Annotated in this window: 21 protein-coding genes, 1 tRNA gene and 1 other annotated feature; of the genes, 9 read left to right on the top strand and 13 right to left on the bottom strand. The window is 63.5% G+C overall.

Features of this window, described 5'->3' with window-relative positions; translation table 11 throughout:
* Positions 1 to 19: 19 nt before the first annotated feature.
* From CXR43_RS05125 to CXR43_RS05105, 5 genes are read left to right on the top strand one after another with little or no spacing between them, the layout of a single operon-like run.
* Entirely contained in the window at positions 20 to 862 is an 843-nt protein-coding gene (locus CXR43_RS05125; RefSeq protein WP_103332999.1) for a carbohydrate ABC transporter permease, read from the top strand.
* The gene (locus tag CXR43_RS05120; protein WP_103332998.1) at positions 859 to 1,677 is read left to right on the top strand and encodes a carbohydrate ABC transporter permease; all 819 of its coding nucleotides are present in this window, start codon (positions 859 to 861) and stop codon (positions 1,675 to 1,677) included. Before CXR43_RS05125 ends, CXR43_RS05120 begins: the two co-directional genes overlap by 4 nt.
* Before the next feature lie 10 nt (positions 1,678 to 1,687).
* Positions 1,688 to 2,722, top strand: coding sequence for an ABC transporter ATP-binding protein (locus CXR43_RS05115; RefSeq protein ID WP_103332997.1), 1,035 nt, complete (start codon positions 1,688 to 1,690; stop codon positions 2,720 to 2,722).
* Positions 2,723 to 2,733: 11 nt separating this feature from the next.
* Positions 2,734 to 3,993, top strand: coding sequence for an MGH1-like glycoside hydrolase domain-containing protein (locus CXR43_RS05110; protein WP_103332996.1), 1,260 nt, complete (start codon positions 2,734 to 2,736; stop codon positions 3,991 to 3,993).
* Between the two features lies 1 nt (position 3,994).
* Positions 3,995 to 4,681, top strand: a complete 687-nt coding sequence (locus CXR43_RS05105; RefSeq protein ID WP_103332995.1) for a PIG-L deacetylase family protein — start codon at positions 3,995 to 3,997, stop codon at positions 4,679 to 4,681.
* Here the strand turns inward: CXR43_RS05105 and arsJ are convergent.
* From arsJ to CXR43_RS05065, 8 genes are all read right to left on the bottom strand, one after another.
* Positions 4,668 to 5,915 (bottom strand): organoarsenical effux MFS transporter ArsJ, encoded by a 1,248-nt coding sequence (arsJ, locus tag CXR43_RS05100; RefSeq protein WP_103332994.1) that lies wholly within the window; start codon positions 5,913 to 5,915, stop codon positions 4,668 to 4,670. The two genes, CXR43_RS05105 and arsJ, sit on opposite strands and share 14 nt — an antisense overlap.
* Positions 5,916 to 6,002: 87 nt before the next feature.
* On the bottom strand, positions 6,003 to 7,010 hold the full coding sequence (locus CXR43_RS05095) for an ArsJ-associated glyceraldehyde-3-phosphate dehydrogenase (protein ID WP_103332993.1): 1,008 nt from the start codon (positions 7,008 to 7,010) through the stop codon (positions 6,003 to 6,005).
* 4 nt (positions 7,011 to 7,014) lie between these two features.
* Positions 7,015 to 7,875, bottom strand: coding sequence for an arsenate reductase/protein-tyrosine-phosphatase family protein (locus CXR43_RS05090; RefSeq protein ID WP_103332992.1), 861 nt, complete (start codon positions 7,873 to 7,875; stop codon positions 7,015 to 7,017).
* 139 nt (positions 7,876 to 8,014) lie between these two features.
* Positions 8,015 to 8,869, bottom strand: coding sequence for a universal stress protein (locus tag CXR43_RS05085; protein ID WP_103332991.1), 855 nt, complete (start codon positions 8,867 to 8,869; stop codon positions 8,015 to 8,017).
* A gap of 11 nt (positions 8,870 to 8,880) precedes the next feature.
* Positions 8,881 to 10,371, bottom strand: a complete 1,491-nt coding sequence (locus tag CXR43_RS05080) for a SulP family inorganic anion transporter (protein ID WP_103332990.1) — start codon at positions 10,369 to 10,371, stop codon at positions 8,881 to 8,883.
* 69 nt (positions 10,372 to 10,440) lie between these two features.
* Positions 10,441 to 10,498: a sequence feature (sul1 is cis-regulatory element that is thought to sense ions involved in sulfur or methionine metabolism; They are found in Alphaproteobacteria), on the bottom strand.
* 130 nt (positions 10,499 to 10,628) lie between these two features.
* A complete protein-coding gene (locus CXR43_RS05075; protein ID WP_103332989.1) occupies positions 10,629 to 11,102 on the bottom strand; it encodes a DUF2948 family protein in 474 nt (157 codons plus the stop codon).
* A complete protein-coding gene (murA, locus tag CXR43_RS05070) occupies positions 11,099 to 12,373 on the bottom strand; it encodes a UDP-N-acetylglucosamine 1-carboxyvinyltransferase (protein WP_103332988.1) in 1,275 nt (424 codons plus the stop codon). The genes CXR43_RS05075 and murA overlap by 4 nt, the downstream gene beginning before the upstream one ends.
* 77 nt (positions 12,374 to 12,450) lie before the next feature.
* Positions 12,451 to 12,792: a hypothetical protein gene (locus CXR43_RS05065; RefSeq protein ID WP_103332987.1), complete on the bottom strand. Its 342-nt coding sequence runs from the start codon at positions 12,790 to 12,792 to the stop codon at positions 12,451 to 12,453.
* A 124-nt stretch (positions 12,793 to 12,916) separates the two neighbouring features.
* Between CXR43_RS05065 and CXR43_RS05060 the strand changes: the two genes are divergently transcribed.
* A tRNA-Thr gene (locus CXR43_RS05060) sits at positions 12,917 to 12,991 on the top strand.
* A 76-nt stretch (positions 12,992 to 13,067) separates the two neighbouring features.
* On the top strand, positions 13,068 to 13,421 hold the full coding sequence (locus CXR43_RS05055) for a DUF6538 domain-containing protein (RefSeq protein ID WP_103332986.1): 354 nt from the start codon (positions 13,068 to 13,070) through the stop codon (positions 13,419 to 13,421).
* A gap of 24 nt (positions 13,422 to 13,445) precedes the next feature.
* Here the strand turns inward: CXR43_RS05055 and CXR43_RS05050 are convergent, their stop codons facing one another.
* The 4 genes from CXR43_RS05050 to phaC all read right to left on the bottom strand — a co-directional run bounded on the left by CXR43_RS05050 (position 13,446) and on the right by phaC (position 17,773).
* The gene (locus CXR43_RS05050) at positions 13,446 to 14,387 is read right to left on the bottom strand and encodes a LysR family transcriptional regulator (RefSeq protein WP_103332985.1); all 942 of its coding nucleotides are present in this window, start codon (positions 14,385 to 14,387) and stop codon (positions 13,446 to 13,448) included.
* Between the two features lie 3 nt (positions 14,388 to 14,390).
* On the bottom strand, positions 14,391 to 14,951 hold the full coding sequence (phaR, locus tag CXR43_RS05045; RefSeq protein ID WP_103332984.1) for a polyhydroxyalkanoate synthesis repressor PhaR: 561 nt from the start codon (positions 14,949 to 14,951) through the stop codon (positions 14,391 to 14,393).
* Positions 14,952 to 15,382: 431 nt separating this feature from the next.
* Positions 15,383 to 15,832 carry a Phasin gene (locus CXR43_RS05040; RefSeq protein WP_103332983.1) on the bottom strand — a complete coding sequence of 150 codons (450 nt, stop codon included), beginning with the start codon at positions 15,830 to 15,832 and terminating at the stop codon, positions 15,383 to 15,385.
* A gap of 120 nt (positions 15,833 to 15,952) precedes the next feature.
* Complete coding sequence (phaC, locus tag CXR43_RS05035) at positions 15,953 to 17,773, bottom strand: class I poly(R)-hydroxyalkanoic acid synthase (RefSeq protein ID WP_103332982.1); 1,821 nt, start codon at positions 17,771 to 17,773, stop codon at positions 15,953 to 15,955.
* Between the two features lie 103 nt (positions 17,774 to 17,876).
* Between phaC and phaZ the strand changes: the two genes are divergently transcribed.
* Positions 17,877 to 19,187: a polyhydroxyalkanoate depolymerase gene (gene phaZ, locus CXR43_RS05030; protein ID WP_103332981.1), complete on the top strand. Its 1,311-nt coding sequence runs from the start codon at positions 17,877 to 17,879 to the stop codon at positions 19,185 to 19,187.
* 18 nt (positions 19,188 to 19,205) lie between these two features.
* Here phaZ and CXR43_RS05025 read toward each other — a convergent pair whose 3' ends face one another.
* Positions 19,206 to 19,964, bottom strand: a complete 759-nt coding sequence (locus CXR43_RS05025; RefSeq protein ID WP_103332980.1) for an alpha/beta hydrolase — start codon at positions 19,962 to 19,964, stop codon at positions 19,206 to 19,208.
* Positions 19,965 to 20,092: 128 nt separating this feature from the next.
* Between CXR43_RS05025 and thrS the strand changes: the two genes are divergently transcribed.
* A complete protein-coding gene (thrS, locus tag CXR43_RS05020) occupies positions 20,093 to 22,039 on the top strand; it encodes a threonine--tRNA ligase (RefSeq protein ID WP_103332979.1) in 1,947 nt (648 codons plus the stop codon).
* The last annotated feature ends 9 nt before the right edge of the window (positions 22,040 to 22,048 follow it).

Below are 22,048 nucleotides of genomic sequence, written 5' to 3'. Positions count from 1 at the left end.
ACCGAAAGGGGCGAAGGCCATGCCGCGTCTGCTTCCCTATCTGCTGCTGCTGCCCGCAACGGCGTTTTTGTGCCTGTTCTTCCTGTTTCCCTTTGTGCAGGTCGCCCATGATTCCGTGATGCGGAACGGGGTCTATACGCTGGAGAATTTCAGCCGCATGGCAGGGCACTGGAAATTCAGCACCGCGTTCTGGAACACCATGCTGCTGACGGCGGTGGTGGTGCCTATTCAGCTGGCGATGGCGCTGACCATGGCCAGCATCGTGACCAAGCTGCAACGCGGGCGGTCCACCATCCTGTATATCTTCGCGATCCCCTTAGGCATTTCCGATCTGGCGGCGGGGTTGATCTGGCTGTCGGTGTTTGAACAATCGGGGTTCCTGAACAGCCTTCTGGTGGGGCTTGGTGTGGTGGATCAGCCGATCTTGCTCTTGGGCTATCAGAACACCTGGATCATCTTTATCGCCATCGTGCTGGCCGAGGTCTGGCGCGCGACGGCGATCATGATGGTGATCCTTGTCGCCGGCATGGGCCTGATCCCCAAGGAATATGGCGAGGCGGCGGATGTGTTCGGGGCCTCGCGCTGGCAGAAATTCCGGCGGGTGACGCTGCCGATGCTGCGGCCCAGCCTGCAGACGGCGCTGATTTTGCGGGTGATCCTTGCGTTTGAAGTCTTTGCCGTGGTCGTGGCGCTGGGGGGCACGCAGCTGCCGGTGCTGATGTCGGAAACCTATCACTGGCAGTTCCAGATGCAGGAACGCGGGGTGGCGGCGGCCTTTGCCATGGTCATCCTGGCGGTGTCGGTGGCCTTCACCATCCTGATCCTGCGGCTGCTGCATGTCCCGAAAGGAGCACGGGTATGAGCGCCCCTTCCGTTCGTCGCGCGGGCAACCGTGTGTTTGTGGCAGGGGTTGCCCTGCTGATCCTGTGGGTGCTGCTGCCGATCTGGCTGTTGTTCGTCAACGCCCTGTCGGCGCCCGCCGAGGTGACGGGGTTCCCCAAGCGGTTCATCCCATCTTTTGATCTTGCGTCGCTGTCGTTCTTTTTCGGGTTTTCGGGCGTGATCGACGCGCTGTGGAATTCGGTGCGGGTGGCGGCGGTGACGATGGTGCTGTCCATCGGGGTGGGCGCGCCGGCGGGCTATGCGCTGTCGCGGTTTGATTTTCCGGGCAAGGAGCTGTTCCGCTTTCTGGTGGTGATGACGCGGGCCTTTCCGCTGCCGCTTCTGGCGCTGCCTTTGGCGGTGATGTTCATCCGCACCGGGCTGGACGATACCATTCTGGGGCTGGCGCTGGTGCATACCACGTTGGCGCTGCCCTTTGCGGTGCTGATCACCTATTCGCTGTTTTCCGGCATTCCGCTGGAACTGGAAGAGGCGGCCTGGACGCTGGGCTGCAACCGGGTGCAGGCCTTCATCAAGGTGATCCTGCCGCTGGCGGCGCCGGGGATTGCGGCGTCCGCCGTGTTTGCCTTTGTCATCAGCTGGAACGAGGTCTTTGCGGCGGCCGTGCTGACGGTGGAAAACCGCACGCTGACGGCGTTTTTGCTGCAATCGCTCGACGTGTCACCCCTGCCGCTGAAATTCGCGGGCGGGGCGGCGCTGGTGCTGCCGGCGCTGTTCTTCATCTTTGCCGTGCGCAAATACCTGTTCGCGATGTGGGGCATCGCCAATCGTTAAAGGGGGTCTTATGGCCGTTATTGAAATCAAGCAGGTCGCCAAGACATTTGGCAGTTTCACCGCGCTGCATTCGGTGGATCTGACGATTGCCGATCAGGAATTCATGGTGCTTCTGGGCGCGTCGGGCTGCGGCAAGACCACATTGCTGCGCATCATCGCCGGGCTGGAGACGCCGACCACCGGAGAGGTCTGGATCGGCGGGCGACGGGTGGACCATCTGCCCCCGCGCGAGCGGGGCATTGCGATGGTGTTCCAGAACTATGCGGTGTTCCCGCATCTGACGGTGTTTGAAAACATCGCCTTCGGGTTGCGGATGAAGAAGATGGATCAGGCCGAGGTGACGCGGCGCGTCACGCGCACCGCCGAGTTGATGCATATCGAACAGCTGCTGAAGCGCTATTCCGGCGAATTGTCGGGCGGGCAGCGCCAGCGGGTGGCGGTGGCGCGCGCACTGGCGATGGAGCCGGATGTGATCTTGATGGACGAGCCTTTGTCAAACCTCGATGCGCTGCTGCGCCTTGAGATGCGGGCAGAGCTGAAGGGCGTGCTGGCCGAAAGCAAGACCACCACGATCTATGTGACCCATGATCAGGTGGAGGCGATGTCTTTGGCCGACCGTATCAGCGTGATGAACGGCGGGCGGATCGTGCAGGCGGCCAACCCGGTGGAAGTCTACCGCAACCCCGCCGCGCGCTTTGTTGGCAGCTTCATTGGCAATCCGCCGATGAACTTTCTGGCCGCCACGCCCGCAGGCCCCGGCAAATGGCAGGTCGCGGGGCAGATGTTTGACGGGCCGGTGGCGGCGGCGGCGGAATTTGCCATCCGTCCCGAGGATCTGCACCCCGGCGATACCGGCCTGCCCGCCGAGGTGCGGGTGGTGGAACCGCTTGGGCCCCATACCTTGATCACCGCCTCGGTGGCGGGCCAGCCGTTCCGCGCCATTCTGGACAGCACCCTGCTGCCCGCCCCCGGTGACCTGCTGCATTTCGCCCCTGCCCCCGATCGCATCCGCTGGTTTGATCCGGCGACACAGACCGCTTTGTGAAAGAACCCCCCATGACCACGCTGACCGACAACGCCATCGAAATCCTGCGCGAGAATGATCGTGGCACCTATACCGTCCCGACCAAGGGGCTCTACCCGTTCCAGTGGAACTGGGATTCCTGCCTGACCGCTTTGGGGCAACGCCATTTCGACGAGGCCCGCGCCTGGACCGAGATCGACACGCTGTTCGCGCATCAATGGCCCTGTGGGATGGTGCCGCATATCGTGTTTCACAAGCATGATGACGGCTATTTCCCCGGCCCCGATGTCTGGGCGACCGGCCGCCCGGTGCCCACTTCCGGCATTACGCAGCCAGCGGTGGCAGGCTTTGCGCTGCGCCGGTTGTTCGACCGGGCCGGCGACCGGGCGGCGGCGATGGACCGGGCGCGGGCGCTGTTGCCACGGGTCGGGGCCTGGCATCGGTGGTTTTATGCCACGCGAGACCCGAAGGGTGAGGGGCTGGTGGCGATCATCCACCCGTGGGAATCGGGGCGTGACAATTCCATCGACTGGGACGCCGCATTCGAGCGGGTGCCGACCGAAGGGATCACCCCCTATACCCGCCGCGACACCCAGCACGCCAATCCGGCGCATCGCCCGACACAGGCACAATACGACCGCTATCTGTGGCTGGTGGAGCATTTCCGCGGCTTGGGCTGGGACACGGCAAGGCTGCATGACGCCTCGCCGTTTCAGGTTGTGGACCCGGGGTTCAATGCCATTCTGATCCGGTCCTGCACCGATCTGGCCGATCTGGCCGAGGTCTTGGGCGACGGGGATCTGGCCGCCGAGAACCGCGCCTATGCCGCGCGCGGGCTGGCGGCGATGGAAAGCCTCTGGTCCGAGGCGCATGGGCAATATCTGTGCCGTGACCGGGTGACAGGCGCGCTGATCGACAGCGCCTCGGTGGGCGGGTTGCTGGCGGCCTTCTGCGCGGTGCCGGCTGCCCGGGCCGCGGCGATTGCCGCCACGATCGAGGGCCATGGCACCCCGTTCCGCGTGGCCAGCCACCCGCCCTCGGACCCGCGTTTCGATGCCAAGCGCTATTGGCGCGGGCCGGTCTGGCTGGTGGTGAATTACATGATCGCCGATGGTCTGGCGCGGGCGGGACAGGCGGATGCCGCCGCAAGGATCACGGCATCCAGCCTTGATCTGATCCGCAGCAGTGGCTTTGCCGAATATTACGATCCGCTGGACGGGGAACCGCTGGGCGGCGGACGCTTTACCTGGACGGCGGCGATGGTGCTGGAATTTCTGGCGATGGAGGGCTGAGGTGCGCATTCTGGCCATCGGCGCGCATCCCGACGATCTGGAGATCTTTGCCTTTGGCACCCTGAGCGCCTGGGCGGCGATGGGGGCGGAGCTGGTGCTGGCCGTGGCGAGCGATGGCGCGAAGGGCGGGGCCTTGCCTGCCGGGAATTTGCGCAAGATCCGGGCGGCAGAAACGACGGCGGCGCTCGCAGCCCTGGGCGAGCCACGGCTTTTGGGATTTGCCGATGGGGCGCTGCGGGCGGATGCCGGGCTGGAGGGCGCGGTGCGCGATCTGGTGGCAGAGCTGCAGCCTGATCTGCTGCTGACCCATGCGCCGAATGATTACCACGCCGACCACCGGGCCTTGTCTGCCGCTGCGTCGCAGGCAGCAGGGTTTTCGGTGCCGGTGCTGTGGATGGACACGTTGAACGGCACCGGATTTCAGCCGACGCATTGGGTGGAGGTAACGCCGTATTGGCCGGCGAAGGAGGCGGCGATCCGGGCGCATGCCAGTCAGTCCCCGGAGCGGTTTGTGCAGATGGCCAACCGGCAGGCCGCGTTCCGGGCGGGGGAGTGCAATGCGCCCCCCGATCACTGGGCCGAGGCGTTTCGCTATGAGCCGCGTTTTCCCTTTGCCGATATCCGGGCGTTGCTGCCCCCTGCCCCGCCGCTGCGCCCTGTGGGGCGGCGCGACATCACGGCTGGCTGAGCCTGCGCGCGGCCAGCCAGCTGGCAAGCGCCATCATCCCGGCGGTGGCCAGGCACAAGGGCAGCCCGCCAAGCTGATAGCTGACCCCCGACAGCAAGGTGCCGGTCAGCCGCCCCGCCGCATTGGCCATGTAGTAAAACCCCACATCCCGTGTGATCCGCTCTGCCGCCCCGAAAGCGAGGATCAGGTAGGAATGGACCGAGGAGTTGATGGCAAAGACAAAGCCGAACAGCAAAAGCCCCGCGATCAGCGTGGCGGTGAGCCATGGGGCAGGCTCACCCGCCGCATAGGCCAGCGCGGCGAGGGCAAAGGGGATGGGCACCAGCAGGCCAGACCAAAGGATCGCCTTTTGCGTGGTCTGCGCCTCGGACTGCGCCTTGCCGCCCAGAAGGCGCGGCGCAAAGGCCTGCACCGCGCCGTAAGCGATGATCCACAGCGCCATGAAACCGCCGACCAGAAAAAACGCCTCGCGCCGCCCCTCTGCCGTGCCATCTGACAGCACCGCCTGAAAATAGACCGGGATGCCCACGACAAACCAGACATCCCGCGCGCCGAACAAAAACAGCCGGGCAAGAGACAGCCGGTTGACGCGCGGGTCTTTCGACCGCCAGCCGCCCCAGCCTTCGGCCGCCTTCATCCGGCCCGGCAGACCGGCGGGCAGGAACAGCACCACCGCGATCAGGATGACAGCCAGCACCAAAGCCATGCCCCAGACCGCCGCCTGAAACCCGGCGAGGCCCAGAAGGGCGGCGCCGATAAAGAAGCCCAGACCCTTGACCGCGTTCTTGGACCCGGTCAGCGCTGCCACCCAGCGGAACAGCCCACCATCGGCGGCAGGGGCCAGCAGCTTGACCGCAGATTTGGACGACATCTTGGCCAGATCCTTGGCCACCCCCGACACGCCCTGTACCGCCATGACAAAGGCCACCGAGGCGGGAATTGTCCATGACGGATCAAGCTGCGCCAAGGCAACAAGCGCCCCGATCTGCAAGGCCAGCCCGGCATAGAGCGTGGCCGCCAGACCAAAGCGCGCGGCGAGCCAGCCTGCACACAGGTTGGTCACGATGCCTGCGACTTCATACAGCAGGAACAGCCAGGCGAGCTGCACCGGGGAGAAGCCAAGGGCGTTGAAGTGCAAGAGCACCAGCATGCGCAGCGCCCCGTCTGACAGCATGAAGGCCCAATAGGCCGCCGTGACAGAGGCATAGGCGCGCAAGGGGTTTATCGCGAACATGGGGTGCTTTCGGTAGGTGTCGGACCGGGGGCCAGCCCCCGGACCCCCGGGATATTTATGAACAGATAATGGGGGCAGGACGGGCTCTCAGAGGGAGGTGGCGACCATGCGGGTGATATCGGCAAGGCGGCAGGCGTAGCCCCATTCATTGTCATACCAGGCGTAGATCTTCACCTGGGTGCCGCCGGTGACCATGGTCGATTGTGCGTCGATGATCGACGAACGCCGGTCATTGGTGAAGTCCGACGAGACCAGCGCGCGGGATTCGTAGCCGAGGATGCCTTTGAGCGGGCCATCGGCGGCGGCCTTCAGGAGGGCGTTGACCTCTTCGGCACTGGTCGGACGCTCCACCTCGAACACGCAATCGGTGAGCGAGCCGTTGAGCAGGGGCACGCGGACGGCGTGGCCGTTCAGGCGGCCCTTGAGCTCGGGGTAGATCAGCGTGATGGCGGTGGCCGACCCGGTGGTGGTGGGGATCAGGTTCAAAAGCGCCGAGCGGGCGCGGCGCATGTCCTTGGCCGGGCGGTCGACGATGGTCTGGGTGTTGGTCACATCATGGATTGTGGTGATCGAGCCGTGCTTGATGCCAAGCGTCTCGTGGATCACCTTGACCACGGGGGCCAGGCAGTTGGTGGTGCAGGAGGCGGCGGTGATCAGGGTCTGGGTGCCATCATAGAGATGGTGATTGATGCCGTAGACAAGGTTCAGCGCGCCGCCATCCTTGACCGGGGCCGAGACCACAACCTTTTTCACCCCTGCCGCATAATAGAGGGCAATCTTGGCGGCGGTCTTGAAGACACCGGTGCAATCGATCACCAGATCGATGCCCATGTCTGCCAGCGGCAGGGCATCCAGCGATTTTTCATGGGTCAGCCGGATGCGCTGGCCGTTGAGCACCAGCGCATCCGGTTCAAAGGCGACGGGCGTGCGCCAACGGCCATGGACCGAGTCGAATTCCATCAGCAGGGCGTGCTGTTCTGCATCCCCCACAGGGTCGTTGATCAGGACGATGTCGCCACCGGCCCCGGTGTCGATCAGATCGCGCAGGGCAAGCTTGCCGATGCGGCCAAGGCCGTTGAGAGCGATGCGGGGCATGGGTTCAGGCCTTCTGTGCGGTTTGGTCTGCGGCCTGATGGGCGGCGTCGATGGCATCGACCCGGTTTTGCAGCGACAGGCGGTTCAGCTGGTCGAAGGGCAGATCCACAAAGGCGGCGATCCGGCGGCGCAGGGCGGCATAGGTCTGGGCGAAGACCAGCGCCTTTTCCGCATCGGTGCCGGTGGCGCGCGCGGGATCAGGCAGGCCCCAGTGGCCCGTGATCGGCTGGCCGGGCCAGGGCGGGCATTCCTCGGCTGCGGCCGTGTCACAGACGGTAAAGACAAAATCCATCACGATGGAGCCGGGCTGCTGAAACTCTGAGATGTGCTTGGCGCGCAGGTCGGAGACATCATGGCCATTGCGCCTGAGCACCTCGAGCGCGAAGGGGTTGGGTTCGGAACTGGGGCGGGTGCCGGCCGAAAAGGACTGAAACTTGCCGCGGCCCAGATCGCGCAACAGCACTTCGGCAAAGATCGAACGGGCAGAATTGCCCGAGCAGATGAACAGAACGTCAAAATCGGTGTCGGTGACGGGCATGATATCCTCGGGCTTGGACAGGAGAGCGGCAAGAAGGTCTGGGCGGCCGCGGCCGACATCGAGGGCGAGGTAGCCGATCAGGCCCTCGGCCGTCTCAAGATCCACGGCATAGAACAGCGACCGGCCCCGGCGTTCGACCGAAGCCAGACCGGAGGCGGTGAGATCGGCAAGGTGATGCGACAGCGTGTTGGGGCGCAGATCAAGCGCGCGCGCAATCTCGGTCGGGCGCACGCCGCGGGGCGCAAAGCGCATCAGCAACCGGAACACCGCGAGGCGACCGGGATGACCGAGGGTGGCAAAGGCATGGGCGGCGCGATCCATTTCCATAATTCGGGAATATTGGAAATGGTCAGAACGGTCCAGTGAAGGTTTGATGACAGCGGCGGAGCCCGCCCAAAAAAGAAAAAGACCATTGGCGGGGCCAATGGTCTTTGTTGTATCGGCCCCGGACGGGGATAGCGCAGGATTATCGCACCAAGACGACAGGCACCTTGCAGGAGCGCAGCATTTCGGTGGTGGTGGAGCCGATCACCAGGCTGCGGATCCGCGAATGGCCGTAAGCCCCCATCACCAGCATGTCGAACCCCTCGTCCTCGACCAGCCTGCCCAAGGCGCTTTCGGGCTGGCCCTCGACGATACGGGTCTCGGCGGCAAGGCCGGCGGTGCGGAGGGTGGCTTTTGCACTCTCCAGCCCCTGTTTCACCGCATCGGACGGGGTGCCCACTGTGGCCACCGTGATCGACAGACCGGCGAACAGCGGCGCGCCGGCGATGTGATCGACCGCTTTTTGCGCCGAAAGACCGCCATCATAGGCCACCAGCGCCTTTTGCACCGGTTTGAAGGCGCGCGAGGCCACAACCACCGGCTTGTGGCTGGCGCGCACGATGCGTTCGAGGTTCGATCCAAGATGGCCCTTGGCGAAATCGGCCGCCTCGCCGCGTTTGCCGATCAGGATCAGGCTGGCGTCGTGCTCGACCTCTGCCACGGTGTCGACAATGTCGCCGTGGCGCAGGCGGGTGGTGATTTCGGCCACCCCGGCGCGGGTGAGGATGGCCTGGGCATCCTCCAGGATCGCCCTGCCCCGCTGTGCCACCAGTTTGGACCGCTGTGCATCCAGCTCGGCCAGTTCCGCCATCAGGGCGGTGCGGGCCCCCAGCGCGATGGCACCGGACAGATCTGGCTTGCCGCCGCCTTCCCTGCGTCCCAGAACGTGCAGCAGTTCCACGGGAGCACCGGTGCGGCCCGCGATCCATGCGGCATGGTCGCAGACCGAAGCCGAATAGGTCGAACCGTCGACCAAAGCGATGAGTTTGAGTGTCATGTCCGCCTCCCTCAATGTGACATCAGCTTGTCCATCGCGCCTGGCTTGTCATGGATGGCAAGCTTGTCGACGATGGTTTCCGATGCTTCGTTCATGCCGATGATCTCGACTTCGGCCCCATCACGGCGGAATTTCAGCACCGCCATGTCCAGCGCCTGCACCGAAGAGATGTCCCAGATATGGGCGTCGGTCACGTCGATGATCACGCGGTCCAGTGCTTCCTTGAAATCGAAGGCGTTCATGAAATCCTCGACCGAGGCATAGAACATCTGACCTTCCACCTTGTAGGTGCGCACCCGGCCATCCGGCGTGATGCTGGTGGTGATGCGGAACAGCTGCGAGATCTTGCCGGCAAAGAAGATGCCCGACAGCAGAACGCCGATCAGCACGCCAATGGCAAGGTTATGGGTGTAGACCACCGCCACCACGGTCGCCAGCATGACGATGGAGGACGATTTCGGGTGGGTGCGCAGCGCCTTGATCGAGGACCATGAAAAGGTCCCGATGCTGACCATGATCATGATCGCCACAAGGGCTGCCATCGGGATCTGGCTGACCAGATCGCCCAGCACCACCACCATGAACAAGAGGAACACCCCGGCGGCAAAGCAGGACAGCCGCCCGCGCCCGCCGGATTTCACGTTGATGATGGATTGGCCGATCATGGCGCAACCCGCCATGCCGCCGATAAAGCCGGTGGCGGTGTTGGCGATGCCCTGGCCGATGCACTCCTGATTGCGGTCCGATTTCGTATCGGTCAGGTCATCGACGATGTTCTGCGTCATCAGGCTTTCCAGCAGGCCGACCACGGCGACGGCCAGAGCGTAAGGAAAGATGATCTGCAGAGTTTCAAGATTCAACGGAATCTGCGGGATCAGAAAGACCGGCAGCGTATCGGGCAACGCGCCCATATCGCCCACGGTGCGCACGTCCCAGCCAAAGACAATGACCAGCACGGTCAGCACCACGATGGTGACCAGCGGCGATGGCACGGCCTTGGTGATGTAGGGAAACAGGTAGATGATGGCGAGGCCAGCAGCGACCAGCGCATAGGTCAGCCAGGTGACGCGGGTCGGGTCCAGTTCGGGCAGTTGCGCTATGAAGATCAGGATCGCCAGCGCGTTGACAAAACCGGTCATCACCGATTTCGACACATAGCGCATGACAAAGCCCAGTTTAAAAAGGCCCATGCCGATCTGCAGCACTCCGGCCAGCACGGTGGCGGCCAGCAGGTATTCCAGCCCGTGATCGCGCACCAGCGTGACCATCAGCACCGCCGTGGCGGCGGTTGCGGCAGAGATCATGCCAGGGCGGCCACCGACAAAGGCGATCAGCACGGCGATGGAAAAGCTGGCGTAAAGCCCGACCTTGGGGTCGACGCCGGCGATAATGGAAAAGGCAATCGCCTCGGGGATCAGGGCAAGGGCCACCACAAGGCCCGACAACAGGTCGGCCTTGACGTTGCCGAACCACTGATCGCGGTATGCATTCAGAGACATCATAGGTTTTTTGGTTCCGTTCCAGATCTGTGCGGCCCTGGTCACAAGGGGCAGTCGTCACAGTCTGTAAGACGTGGTCCGGCGGATCGGCGGCCGGAAGAGCCAGCCGGGAATTGCACCCAGCTCCATGTTCGCTGCCCCTGCCTTAGCGGCAATCCGCCGCTTTGCCAAGCCGAAGGGTGCCAAGGGCGGGGCATGCGCGCAGATCTGACGGGTGTTGTGGCCCAGCCTGCCCGCAAACCGGGCAGAAAGCGGCCCTCTCAGCCGTGATCGGGCATTTTTCCCGACGGGGCGACATAGGGGCGGGTCACATCCTCCAGCCGCAGGTTCACCGCCTCGACCTCAATCGCAATCGCACCATCACCGGCCAGGGTCAGGGTCAGCGTCCCCATGCCGTCTGCCCCCGGAGCAAAGGTCAGGGTCAGGAGGGACAGGACGGTGTGCTTGTCGGTCCGGTCAATGCCAGAGCTGCGCAGGCGCAGCACATCTTCCACCACCAGAAGGCTGCGGACCCGTTCATAGGGGCGCTTGGCGGCCTCTGCCGACGTGCGGTCTTCCCAGCGGAAGCGGTTGACCAGCAACGCAAAGCGGCGCGCCTTCGGATCAAAGCGCATCTCGGTGATCGGAAACACCGCATCCTGCAGCAGGGCGGCCATCACCGGCAGATCTTCGGCCTCTGCCGCGATCAGGCGCAGGGGGGAGTCATCGCCGTCTTCATAGCGGGCGTCTGTCATGGCCGGTCACTGATCCGTTCGATATGGGCCCCGCAGGCCATCAGCTTTTCCTCGACCCGTTCATAGCCGCGGTCCAGATGATAGACCCGGCTGACCACGGTTTCGCCTTCGGCTGCCAGACCGGCGAGGATCAGGCTGACCGACGCCCGCAGGTCGGTGGCCATCACCGGCGCGCCGCGCAGCTTTTCAACGCCGGTCACGGTGGCAGTGCCACCGTGGACATCAATCTTTGCGCCCATGCGCATCAGTTCCGGCGCATGCATGAAGCGGTTCTCGAAAATCTTTTCTTCCAGCACAGAGGTGCCATCGGCGGTGCACAACAGCGCCATCATCTGTGCCTGCAGATCGGTGGGGAAGCCGGGGAACGGCTCGGTGGTGACATTGACCGCCTTCACCCGCCCGTTCTTGCGGCTGACCTTCAGCCCGCGCGCGGTTTCCGTCACCGATACCCCGGCCTGATCCAGCTTTTCCGCAAAAGCCCCCACCAGGTCCAGCGTGCCGCCCAGACATTCCACCTCGCCCCCGCAGATGGCGGGCACCAGCATATAGGTGCCAAGCTCGATCCGGTCGGTGACCACCGGGTGGGTCGCCCCGTGCAGGCGGTCAACACCTTGCACCGTAAGGGTGCTGGTGCCTTCGCCCTCAATCTGCGCGCCCATCTTGCGCAGGCAGCGGGCCAGATCGACGATCTCCGGCTCGCGCGCGGCGTTGTTCAGCACCGTGGTCCCCTTGGCCAGCGTGGCCGCCAGCAAGGCATTTTCGGTGGCACCGACCGACACAAAGGGAAAATCGAACACCGCACCGCGCAACCGCCCGCCGATCGCCTTGGCGTGAACATAGCCATCCCGCAGGTCCAGCTCTGCCCCCATCGCCTCCAGCACCTGCAAATGCAGGTCCACCGGGCGAGCCCCGATGGCGCAGCCACCGGGAAGCGAGACGATGGCATGGCCGTCGCGCGCCAGCATCGGGCCAAGCACCAGAATCGAGGCCCGCATCTTGCGCACAATGTCATAATCAGCGGTGTGGTTCGAAATCGCGTGGCTCGACATCGCCAGCACCTGCCCGCTTTGCAGACTGGCCACCTCTGCCCCCAATGATTCCAGCAATTGCGTCATGGTCCGGATGTCGGACAGGCGCGGCGCATTGGTGAGCGTCAGCGGTTCCTCGGACAACAGCGTTGCCGGCATCAGCGTCAGGCAGGCGTTCTTGGCCCCCGCAATCGGGATCACCCCATTAAGCGCGCCATTGCCCTTGACCAGAATCGAATCCATGCCTGCCTACTTTCTGTCGGTTCCGGAGCTTGCACCCCGGTGTGTGTATACGCCAGAGCGGATGTCCGGCGGTGTTTCTATGTGTCAGACGCAGTGTCTGGGCGGGGCGACGTGCCGGACCAAAGGCCCGGACGCAACGCATCACCCGACGCTGCATCTGGCTGGGGTTCGGCCGTCGGACCCGGCTGCATGCGGTTTTGCGTCCCGACGTCGTCACTCAGGCCTGCAGCGGTACCGCCGTCTGTGCCATCTTGCGCCGCATCCCCCTGCACCGCAGACGCGGCGGCCCCGCGCTGCCGGGCCTGCGCCTTGCGCCGCGCCATATTGGCTTTCAACGCCGCCTTGAGCCGCGCATCACGCAGCTCTGCCCCGCTCAACGGCGTGGTCCCGCTTTTGGTTATGGCGTTTTTCTGTGTCATCGCAGCCGCTATAGCGCAGCCGACAGACTTGGTCCAGAGAAGCCCGGAAAAGGGGCTTGCACCCTGTCGCGTTTGCGACTAATCACCCGCCACGCACCAACAAAACCCGTTGGACCGCGCCGGCGCTGTGGTAGCTCAGTGGTAGAGCACTCCCTTGGTAAGGGAGAGGTCGAGAGTTCAATCCTCTCTCACAGCACCATCTTTTTCCCTGTCAGGACAAGAGGATAGCCGCCATCAAGGGCTTAGACTTCGGTTCTACACCGGAGTTCGACACCATGGTCCTGCCGATGCCCCGCCCTCCCAAGACCGGCGTCTACTATTTCCGCCAGAAAACACCGGTCGATCTGCTGGCTGTTTTTGAGCGCAAAGACGTCCGCTGGTCGATAGGCACAAACGACCCGGAAGAAACGCAGGTCCGCAACATCGAGGCCGTCTGCAAGCCAGGCTTTCCGTGGGCTGCGTTGCGAAAACGCCCGGTATCCTGCGCCATCAGCAGATTGTTGGCTGTCTGGCACCCGGCGCGGTTCAGGGGTGGTTTCACACAGCACCGGATACGCGGAAGAACACCTGTCCACGCCGAGGTCGGCCAATTCTCAAGTCTCAAGCCGGGTGTCAGCGCAATCACCTGATTTCCGGGCCCTCGCGGCGGGCCATCAACTCAGGCGCAGGTCCGGTGCCAGCCATGGCCATGCCGTCACCGCAGGCGTCACGATCCGGCTGCCGATCAGGCGGCGCAGATCCTGCGCCACGCGTCCCGGCACATCGCCCATCACCCCGGCCCGGACCGACAGGGAAATGCTGCGGGTCAGCGGCGGCCCGGACAAGGGCTGCACCTCGACCGCCTCCAGAAAGCGCGACGCGTGGTGCAACGCCAGGGGGGTCAGGATCGTCCACCCAACCCCCTGCGCGACCAGCGCCAGGATGGCGTGATAGCTGTCCAGTTCGAACCGCACCTGCGGGCGCTGGTTGGCGCGTGCCAGATGACCGGCAATCTGGCGCCCCATCAGATGGCGCGCGGAATAGAGGATCAGCGGCACCTCTGCGGCGGTTTTCGGGCGCACCGCCACAAAGGGTTCGGTCAGGATCGGATGCACCTCGCGCCAGCCGCCATCCCCTCCCTCGGACCCAAGCTCTGCCGCGACAGCCAGATCCAGCGCCCGCGCCTCGAGCTTGTCCAGCAAGCGGTGGCTGGCCCCGGTTTCCAGCAGGAAACGGCAATCGGTCATGTCCTGCGCAAGGCCCGACAACAGCGCCGGCGTCACCTCGGCATCCAGATCTTCGATCATGCCAAGGCGCAGCGTCGTCAGCCGGGCCAGATCCGCCCGCGCCAGATCGGCGCGGGCCTCGGCCTCGGTGTTCAGGATCACCTGGGCATGGCGACGGAAAAGCTGGCCTGCCTGGGTCAGCACAAAGGGGCGGGCGGCGCGGTCAAACAGGCTGGCCCCGAGGGTCGCCTCAACCGCAGCCAGCTGCTGGCTGACCGCCGGGGGCGAGACGCCAAGCCGCCGCGCGGCGGCAGAGATCGTGCCCTCTTCGGCAACGGCCAGAAAGACCTCGATCCCCCATAGCGTGACGCGGGTCTGGGGGTCTGGCATGGCTTACAGCTTGGACAGCTTCTTTTGCAGCTCGGCCAGCTGTTTCTTGATCTGGGCCAGATCTTCCGCGCTGGTCGCCTCATCGCTTTCCGGCTCGGGGCCAGAGCCAGAGCCGGACCAGCCGGGCACCCCGCCCATCATGGTTTTCATGAAGGCTTCCTGCTGCTTGCGCATCAGATCGAACCCGGGCATCGCGGCCATCGGATTGGGCAGGACGCCCAGATTGCCCATCATCTTGGACTGGCCTTCGCGCAGCATCTCGAAGCTGGCGGCAAGAAACTGCGGCACCACGGAATGGACATTGGTGGTGTAGCTGCGCACGAGGTCGGTCAGCACGGCGATGGGCAGGACGTTTTCGCCCTTGGATTCATGCTCGGCCACGATCTGCAGCAGGTATTGGCGGGTCAGGTCGTCACCGGATTTGAGGTCAACGATCTGCACCTCGCGCCCGGCGCGGATGAAACCGGCGATGTCCTCCAGCGTCACGTAGTCGGAGGTTTCGGTGTTGTACAGGCGGCGGCTGGCATAGCGTTTGATCAGCAGCGGCTTTTCGGTGTCGGCCATGGCCACCCTCCCCTTCGTTTTGCACGTGCAGAGAAGCTTAACAGGCCCGCGACAAAAGGGAAGCCTGACCGGACGGCGCGGGGGCGGCCGTCTGGCTTCCCCCTGTGTTACACGCTGGGGTATTATTTAAAATCAATGACTTGACCTAGTGGGCTTAATGAATTTTTTACCAATCCGGCGCGACTGAAACCGGGCCGGGGGGCCAGCCCCCCGTCGCTTCGCGCCTCTGCCCGGGATATTTCGGGACCGCGAATGCTGCAGGGTGCAGATGTGCCGGCACCGGCCATGCAAAAAGGCGGGCCCGGAGGGACCCGCCTTTCGCCGCCCGGCGCTCAGGGAGGAGGAGGGCGCAAAGCGGCGGCGATCAAAACCGATCAGAACTGGTAACACGGCCACCACCCGGCCCAGGGGGCCGGATCAGGATCAACCGATCACTTTGCAGCGGATGCTGCTTTCTTGGCGGCAACGGTCACGTCCGAGGTGGCCTTCTTCACGGCAGCGGTCGCGTCTTCCGACATGTCCTTGCCAGCAGCCAGCATCAGCTCGACGGTTTCCATCTGCACCTTCTTTGCGACTTCTGCGAAAGCGGCCAGATTTTCAGCCGCCATTTCAGCAGCGGCCGAAGCGAAATCGGTCACCGATTTGGAATAATCGGTCGGCTCGGTCTTGGCCTTGGACACGTCGGCCATCTTGGCGATGGTGTCCTTGGTCCACTTGGCGGTGATTTCGGTCGACTTTTCAGCCGCTTCCAAAGCCACTTTCGACATTTTCTCGGCCAGAGCAGCCTGGGTCTTGAACGCGTTCTGCATCGCGGACGAGTCAACCGGGAAGGAAGCCATCATGTCCTGCATCACTTTTGCGAAATCTGGGGTCTTGGTCATCGGGTCATCTCCTGCTTGGCCGGAGGGTCCGACCTGTTTTCCATGACACCAATATAGATGCTGCACTGCAGCATTTCAACCATTTTTCTGCAATGCAGCATTTTTTGCGGTTGCGCCGGGCTAAGCCATTGTCCGCTCGTCACTTCCCGCACTCACCTTTGCCGTTACGTAAGTTCCCGGTGCGTCACACAGGACCGGGTTTGTCGAATCGCCGGGGATGCGCGGCGCGACCAGCCTGCCCGAACGCTCCTTGAGCCAAGCCCCCCAGCGTGGCCACCAGCTGCCCTTGGTATAGGTGGCCCCCGCCTTCCAGTCTTCCGGCGCGCCGGCAAGCGGGGCGTCCGATGTGTAATGGCCGTATTTGTCTTTTGAGGGCGGGTTGATGATGCCGGCAATATGCCCCGATTCCGACAGGATGAAGGTTTTGTCCCTGGACCCCATCTGCGCGATGCTGTTGAAGCTGCCGCGCCAATGCGCGATGTGATCGGTTTCGCAGGCAATGGCACAAAGCGGCACCTTGACGCCGGACAGGCTGACCGGTTCACCGAACACCGGGAAGGTGCCCTTGGCAAACCCGTCGCCCTGACAGAGGCCGCGCAGGTATTGCACCGCCATGGTGGCCGGCAGGTTGGTGCCATCGCCGTTCCAGAACAACAGATCAAAGGCGGGCGGGGCCTCGCCCATCATGTAGCTTTTGATCGCCGGCTGGTAGATCAGGTCATTCGAGCGCAGGAAGCTGAAGGTGCGGCCCATGAAGAATTTCGACAAGATGCCATCCTTGGCCGATTGCCGTTCGATCCCGTCAACAAAGTCATCCTCCAGAAACACGCCGACCTCGCCCGGATCGGAAAAATCGGCCAAAGTGGTAAAGAAACTGGCCGATTTCACCGAAGTGTCGCCCACCCGGTCCAGATGGGCCAGCGCGAGGCCCAGCGTGGTGCCCGCGATGCAATAGCCCACGGCGTTGATCTGCTTTTGCCCGGTGATGCGCCGCACCTCGGCCATCGCGCGCAGATAGCCATCCCGGATGTAGTCATCCATCGCGGTATCGGCGTAGGACGCATCAGGGTTGACCCATGAGACGACAAAGAGCGTGAAACCCTGATCGACGATCCATTTGATCAGCGAATTGGCGGGCTTCATGTCCATGATGTAGAATTTGTTGATCCAGGGCGGAAAGATCAGCAAGGGCGTGGCATGCACCTTTTCCGTGGTCGGGGCATATTGGATCAGTTCCATCATCCGGTTGCGGTAGACGACCGCGCCGGGGGTGGTGGCGATGTTTCGCCCGATCTCGAATGCCTGCGGATCGGCCAGCGTCACCAGCACGTCGCCATTATTGGCCTCGATGTCACGGACCAGATTTTCCAGCCCCTGCACCAGACTCTCGCCATCGGTTTCCACCGCACGCTCCAGCGCATCGGGATTGGTGCCCAGAAAGTTGGTGGGCGAGAACATGTCGATGATCTGCTTGGTGAAGTATTCGACCCGGCGGCGGTCGGTAGGCTCCAGCGTGCCCAGATCGCCGATGGCATTGGTCATCGCCTCGGCATTCATCATGTACTGCTGCTTGATGTAGTTGAAGGCGGGATGGGTCTCCCACAGCGGGTTAGAGAATCGGCGGTCTTTGGGCGTGGGATCGGCGGGTGCCTTCAATTCGCCCGAGAGCAGGGCCTGCTGCGCATCGACATAATGTTTAAGACTTTTGCCCCAGTAGCTGATCTGCTGTTCCAGGATTTTCGACGGGTTTTGCATCATTTCGGCCACATAAGCGGCCGCAGCCTTCATATAGACCTCGTTCGAGGGGCCAGAGAGGGCAGAGTCAGCCTCTTTGCGATGGGCCAGTGCGGTGATCAGGCGTTGGGAAAGCTCTTCCACCCGTGCCAGATTGGCCTGCATTCTCTGCAACTTTAGTGCTGCATCCTTGTCGTCAGTTGTCATGGTAACAATTCCCCCCTAACCTGCCCATGTGCAGCATAACGTCGCCTGACTGGGGGGGAAAGCGACGAATTGCCGGGGCACCTGGCCCGGATTGGAGACGCAGATGAAATACATGACCACCTACGACATGATGGAAACCGCGCGCAACACCAATGCCTGGATGGGGGCAACGGCGCGGGCGATGGCATCCTATCCGGTGTTTGCGCTGTCGATGAACCCGATGCTGCCGCTGATGGCGGCCTGGGGTGAGGTGACGGAACGCACCTTCGACCGCATGATCGCCAAGCCCGACTGGGGCATCCGGTCGATCGTCGGGGCCGATGGCACCGATCATCTGGTCGATGTGACCCCGGTGGTGGAACGGCCCTTTGGCAATCTGGTGAAGTTCGACGTGCGCCGGCGCGCGCCAATGAAGCGCCGGGTGCTGCTGGTGGCGCCGATGTCGGGCCATTATGCCACGCTGCTGCGCTCGACCGTGGTGTCGCTGCTGCCCGATTGCGATGTCTATATCACCGACTGGCACAATGCGCGCGACATTCCGGTCAGTGCCGGCAAGTTCGACATCGAGGATTACACGCTGTATCTGGCCGAATTCATGCGCGAACTGGGGTCTGACCTGCATGTGATCGCGGTCTGTCAGCCGGTGCCGCTGACACTGGCGGCCACCGCCTATCTGGCGGCGGAAGACCCAAGCGCGCAGCCCCGCAGCCTGACGCTGATCGGCGGGCCGGTGGACCCGGACGCCGCCGCGACGGAAGTGACCGATTTCGGCCGCCGGGTGACGATGGGGCAGCTGGAGCATCTGGCCATTCAGCGCGTCGGCTTCAAATCCAAGGGCGCGGGGCGGCTGGTCTATCCGGGGCTGTTGCAGCTGCAAAGCTTCATCACCATGAATGGTGAACGGCATGCGAAAGCGTTCAGCGAACAGATCCTGCGCGTGGCGCGGGGCGAGGCGTCGGATCATGACGCGCACAACCGGTTCTACGATGAATATCTCGCCGTGATGGATATGACGGCGGAATTTTATCTGTCCACAGTGGAGCGGATCTTCAAGAACCGCGAGATTGCCAAGAACGAATTCGTGGTCGCCGGGCGCAAGGTCGATTTCGGCGCGATCACCGATGTCGCGGTCAAGATCGTGGAAGGCGCGAATGATGATATTTCCGCGCCCGGTCAGTGCCTTGCGGCGCTGGATCTGCTGACCAACCTGCCCGATGCCAAAAAGGCCGCGCATCTGGAGCCCGGCGCGGGGCATTACGGGATCTTTGCCGGCAAATCCTGGCGGCTGAACATCCGGCCGCTGGTGCTGGCCTTTATCGACGCCAATTCCGATGCGCCCCGCGCGGCCAAGGGCGGCAAAGCTGCGGCCAAGACGGAACAGGCGGAAAACGTGATCAACCTCGCCTCGGCCTGAGGCGGCGGGCCCGGCGGCTCACGCGGGCCGCCGGGCCAGAATATCGGTGATCGCCTGCGGGATCAGGTTCAGACACTCGGGCGTGGAAAACCGGTGGTCTGCGCCTTTCACCAGCGTCAGGCGCAGATCGGGGCTGGTGGCGTGGTCCATCAGCCGCAGGGCGACCGAGGGCGGCACATCCGTATCCGCTGTGCCTTGCAACAGCCTGACGGGGAACGGCAGATCCAATGCCGCGCGCAGGACCAGATGACGGCGGCCATCCTCGATCAAGCGGCGGGTGATGATATAGGGCTGGTCGGCATAGTCTGACGGCAGTTCCACCCTTCCCTCATCCTCCAGAGTCTGGCGCTGCGCGGGTGTAAAGCCCGCCCACATGCTGTCTTCGGTGAAATCGGGCGCGGCGGCGATGCCGACAAAGCCCGCCACCCGTTGCGCCAGCGCCTTTGCCACCAGAAGCGCGATCCAGCCGCCCATGGATGATCCGACAAGGATCTGCGGCCCCGTGGTCAGGCTGGTGATGGCGGCCAGCGCATCCTCTGACCAATCGCCAATCGCGCCTTCCAGAAATGCGCCCGACGACTGGCCATGGCCGGAATAGTCAAAGCGCAGGAAGGCGCGGCCTTGTGCGGCGGCCCAGTCGTGCAAAAACAGCGCCTTGGTCCCGCCCATGTCAGATTTGAACCCGCCAAGGAAGACCACCCCCGGCCCCTGCCCCGGCACCAGATGATAGGCGATGCGCCGGCCCTGTGGCGTGGTCAGAGTCTGTGGCTGTATCATGCAATCTCCCGTTTGTCTGGTTCTATGCGCGAGACGTTGACTTTGCCAAGCACCCGGCGCAAAAAAGCGCCCGACATATAACCCGCAACCGGGCGTTTCGTGGGCGCCAAAACGACGAGGAGGCCGATATGGCCCAGATTTCCCTGACCTTTCCTGATGGCAATGTGCGGAGCTATGACGCGGGTGTGACCCCTGCCGAAGTGGCGGCCTCGATTGCCCCGTCGTTGGCCAAGGCGGCCATTTCGGCGCAGGTCGATGGCAAGCACTGGGATCTGGCCTGGCCGATCAGCACGGATGCGACGCTGTCGATCAACACGCTCAAGGATGACGCGGCGGCGCTGGAGCTGATCCGCCATGACTGCGCCCATATCATGGCGCGCGCGGTGCAGGAGATCTGGCCCGATGTGAAGGTTACCATCGGCCCGGTGCGGGATTACGGCTGGTTCTATGATTTCGACCGCGCCGAACCCTTCACGCCCGACGACCTTGGTCAGATCGAAGCGCGGATGAAGCAGATCATCAATGCGCGCGACCCTGTCAAAACCGAACTTTGGGACAGGGAGCGGGCGCGTGACTACTATGAAAATCGCGGCGAACCTTTCAAAATCGAACTTCTGGACCGGATTCCGGCGGGGGAAGACATCCGCATGTACTGGCATGGGGACTGGCAGGATCTGTGCCGTGGTCCGCATCTGCAACATACGGGCCAGGTGCCGGCCGACGGGTTCAAGCTGACCCATGTGGCCGGGGCCTATTGGCTGGGCGACAGCAGCCGCCCGATGCTGCAACGCATCTATGGCGTGGCCTTCCGCAACCGCGACGACCTGAAGGCGCATATGACCATGCTGGAGGAGGCCGCCAAGCGCGATCACCGCAAGCTGGGCCGCGAGATGGGCCTGTTCCACATGCAAGAAGAGGCGCCGGGGCAGATCTTCTGGCACCCGAACGGCTGGAACATCTATGTGAATTTGCAAGATTACATGCGCCGCCAGCAGCGCCGCGATGGCTATGTCGAGGTGAACACGCCGCAGGTGGTGAACCGCAAGCTGTGGGAAGCCAGCGGGCATTGGGAAAGCTATCAGGAGAACATGTTCATCGTCGAGGTGGACGAAGACCATGCCCGGGAAAAGACCGTCAATGCGCTCAAACCCATGAACTGCCCCTGCCATGTGCAGATCTTCAACGTGGGCCTGAAAAGCTATCGTGATCTGCCGCTGCGGATGGCGGAATTCGGGTCATGCAACCGCTATGAACCGTCAGGCGCGCTGCACGGCATCATGCGGGTGCGCGGGTTCACGCAAGATGACGCGCATATTTTCTGCCGCGAAGACCAGATCGAGGCCGAAACCAAGAAGTTCATCGACTTTTTGTCCCGCATTTACGCCGAGCTTGGCTTTGACACATGGCGGATCAAGCTGTCGACCCGCCCCGAAAAGCGCATCGGCACCGATGAAAGCTGGGACATCGCGGAAGCGGCCTTGGGCAATGCCTGCAAGGCGGCGGGCCATAGCTATGAGCTGAACCCCGGCGAGGGCGCATTCTATGGGCCAAAGCTGGAATTCGTGCTGACCGATGCGATTGGCCGCGACTGGCAATGCGGCACCTTGCAGGTGGACCCCAACCTGCCGGAGCGGCTGGATGCCAGCTATATCGGCGAGGATGGGGCCAAACACCGCCCCATCATGCTGCACCGCGCCTGCCTTGGATCTTTCGAGCGGTTCATCGGCATCCTGATCGAGAACTTTGCCGGCAAGCTGCCGTTCTGGCTGGCGCCGCGTCAGGTGGTGGTGGCGTCGATCGTGTCGGACGCCGACCCCTTTGTCGAAGAGGTGGTCACCGCGCTGACGCTGGCGGGCATCCGGGCCGAGGCCGACATGCGCAACGAAAAGATCAACTACAAGGTGCGCGAGCATTCGGTGGGCAAGGTGCCGGTCATCCTTGCCATCGGCATGAAGGAAGTCGAGGAGCGCACGGTGTCTGTCCGCCGCCTGGGGGAAACACAGACCCGGGTGGCGGCGCTGGACGCCATTGTGGCAGAGCTGAAGGCCGAGGCGCTGCCGCCTGACCTGCGCTAAGGCAAGCCT

The sequence above is a fragment of the Pseudotabrizicola formosa genome (assembly GCF_002900965.1).
In the GTDB taxonomy this organism is placed as follows: Bacteria; Pseudomonadota; Alphaproteobacteria; order Rhodobacterales; family Rhodobacteraceae; genus Pseudotabrizicola; species Pseudotabrizicola formosa.
The sequence above is the reverse complement of the archived record's forward strand: the minus strand, read 5'-3'. Positions and strand labels throughout refer to the sequence as shown.

Excerpts from the sequence above, each read along its gene's own strand:
- CXR43_RS05125 (WP_103332999.1), top strand. The coding sequence starts at position 20 with ATGCCGCGTCTGCTTCCCTATCTGCTGCTGCTGCCCGCAACGGCGTTT.
- CXR43_RS05120 (WP_103332998.1), top strand. The coding sequence starts at position 859 with ATGAGCGCCCCTTCCGTTCGTCGCGCGGGCAACCGTGTGTTTGTGGCA.
- CXR43_RS05115 (WP_103332997.1), top strand. The coding sequence starts at position 1,688 with ATGGCCGTTATTGAAATCAAGCAGGTCGCCAAGACATTTGGCAGTTTC.
- CXR43_RS05110 (WP_103332996.1), top strand. The coding sequence starts at position 2,734 with ATGACCACGCTGACCGACAACGCCATCGAAATCCTGCGCGAGAATGAT.
- arsJ (WP_103332994.1), bottom strand. The coding sequence starts at position 5,915 with ATGTTCGCGATAAACCCCTTGCGCGCCTATGCCTCTGTCACGGCGGCC.
- CXR43_RS05095 (WP_103332993.1), bottom strand. The coding sequence starts at position 7,010 with ATGCCCCGCATCGCTCTCAACGGCCTTGGCCGCATCGGCAAGCTTGCC.
- CXR43_RS05090 (WP_103332992.1), bottom strand. The coding sequence starts at position 7,875 with ATGGAAATGGATCGCGCCGCCCATGCCTTTGCCACCCTCGGTCATCCC.
- CXR43_RS05085 (WP_103332991.1), bottom strand. The coding sequence starts at position 8,869 with ATGACACTCAAACTCATCGCTTTGGTCGACGGTTCGACCTATTCGGCT.
- CXR43_RS05080 (WP_103332990.1), bottom strand. The coding sequence starts at position 10,371 with ATGATGTCTCTGAATGCATACCGCGATCAGTGGTTCGGCAACGTCAAG.
- CXR43_RS05075 (WP_103332989.1), bottom strand. The coding sequence starts at position 11,102 with ATGACAGACGCCCGCTATGAAGACGGCGATGACTCCCCCCTGCGCCTG.
- murA (WP_103332988.1), bottom strand. The coding sequence starts at position 12,373 with ATGGATTCGATTCTGGTCAAGGGCAATGGCGCGCTTAATGGGGTGATC.
- CXR43_RS05065 (WP_103332987.1), bottom strand. The coding sequence starts at position 12,792 with ATGACACAGAAAAACGCCATAACCAAAAGCGGGACCACGCCGTTGAGC.
- CXR43_RS05055 (WP_103332986.1), top strand. The coding sequence starts at position 13,068 with ATGGTCCTGCCGATGCCCCGCCCTCCCAAGACCGGCGTCTACTATTTC.
- CXR43_RS05050 (WP_103332985.1), bottom strand. The coding sequence starts at position 14,387 with ATGCCAGACCCCCAGACCCGCGTCACGCTATGGGGGATCGAGGTCTTT.
- phaR (WP_103332984.1), bottom strand. The coding sequence starts at position 14,951 with ATGGCCGACACCGAAAAGCCGCTGCTGATCAAACGCTATGCCAGCCGC.
- CXR43_RS05040 (WP_103332983.1), bottom strand. The coding sequence starts at position 15,832 with ATGACCAAGACCCCAGATTTCGCAAAAGTGATGCAGGACATGATGGCT.
- phaC (WP_103332982.1), bottom strand. The coding sequence starts at position 17,773 with ATGACAACTGACGACAAGGATGCAGCACTAAAGTTGCAGAGAATGCAG.
- phaZ (WP_103332981.1), top strand. The coding sequence starts at position 17,877 with ATGAAATACATGACCACCTACGACATGATGGAAACCGCGCGCAACACC.
- CXR43_RS05025 (WP_103332980.1), bottom strand. The coding sequence starts at position 19,964 with ATGATACAGCCACAGACTCTGACCACGCCACAGGGCCGGCGCATCGCC.
- thrS (WP_103332979.1), top strand. The coding sequence starts at position 20,093 with ATGGCCCAGATTTCCCTGACCTTTCCTGATGGCAATGTGCGGAGCTAT.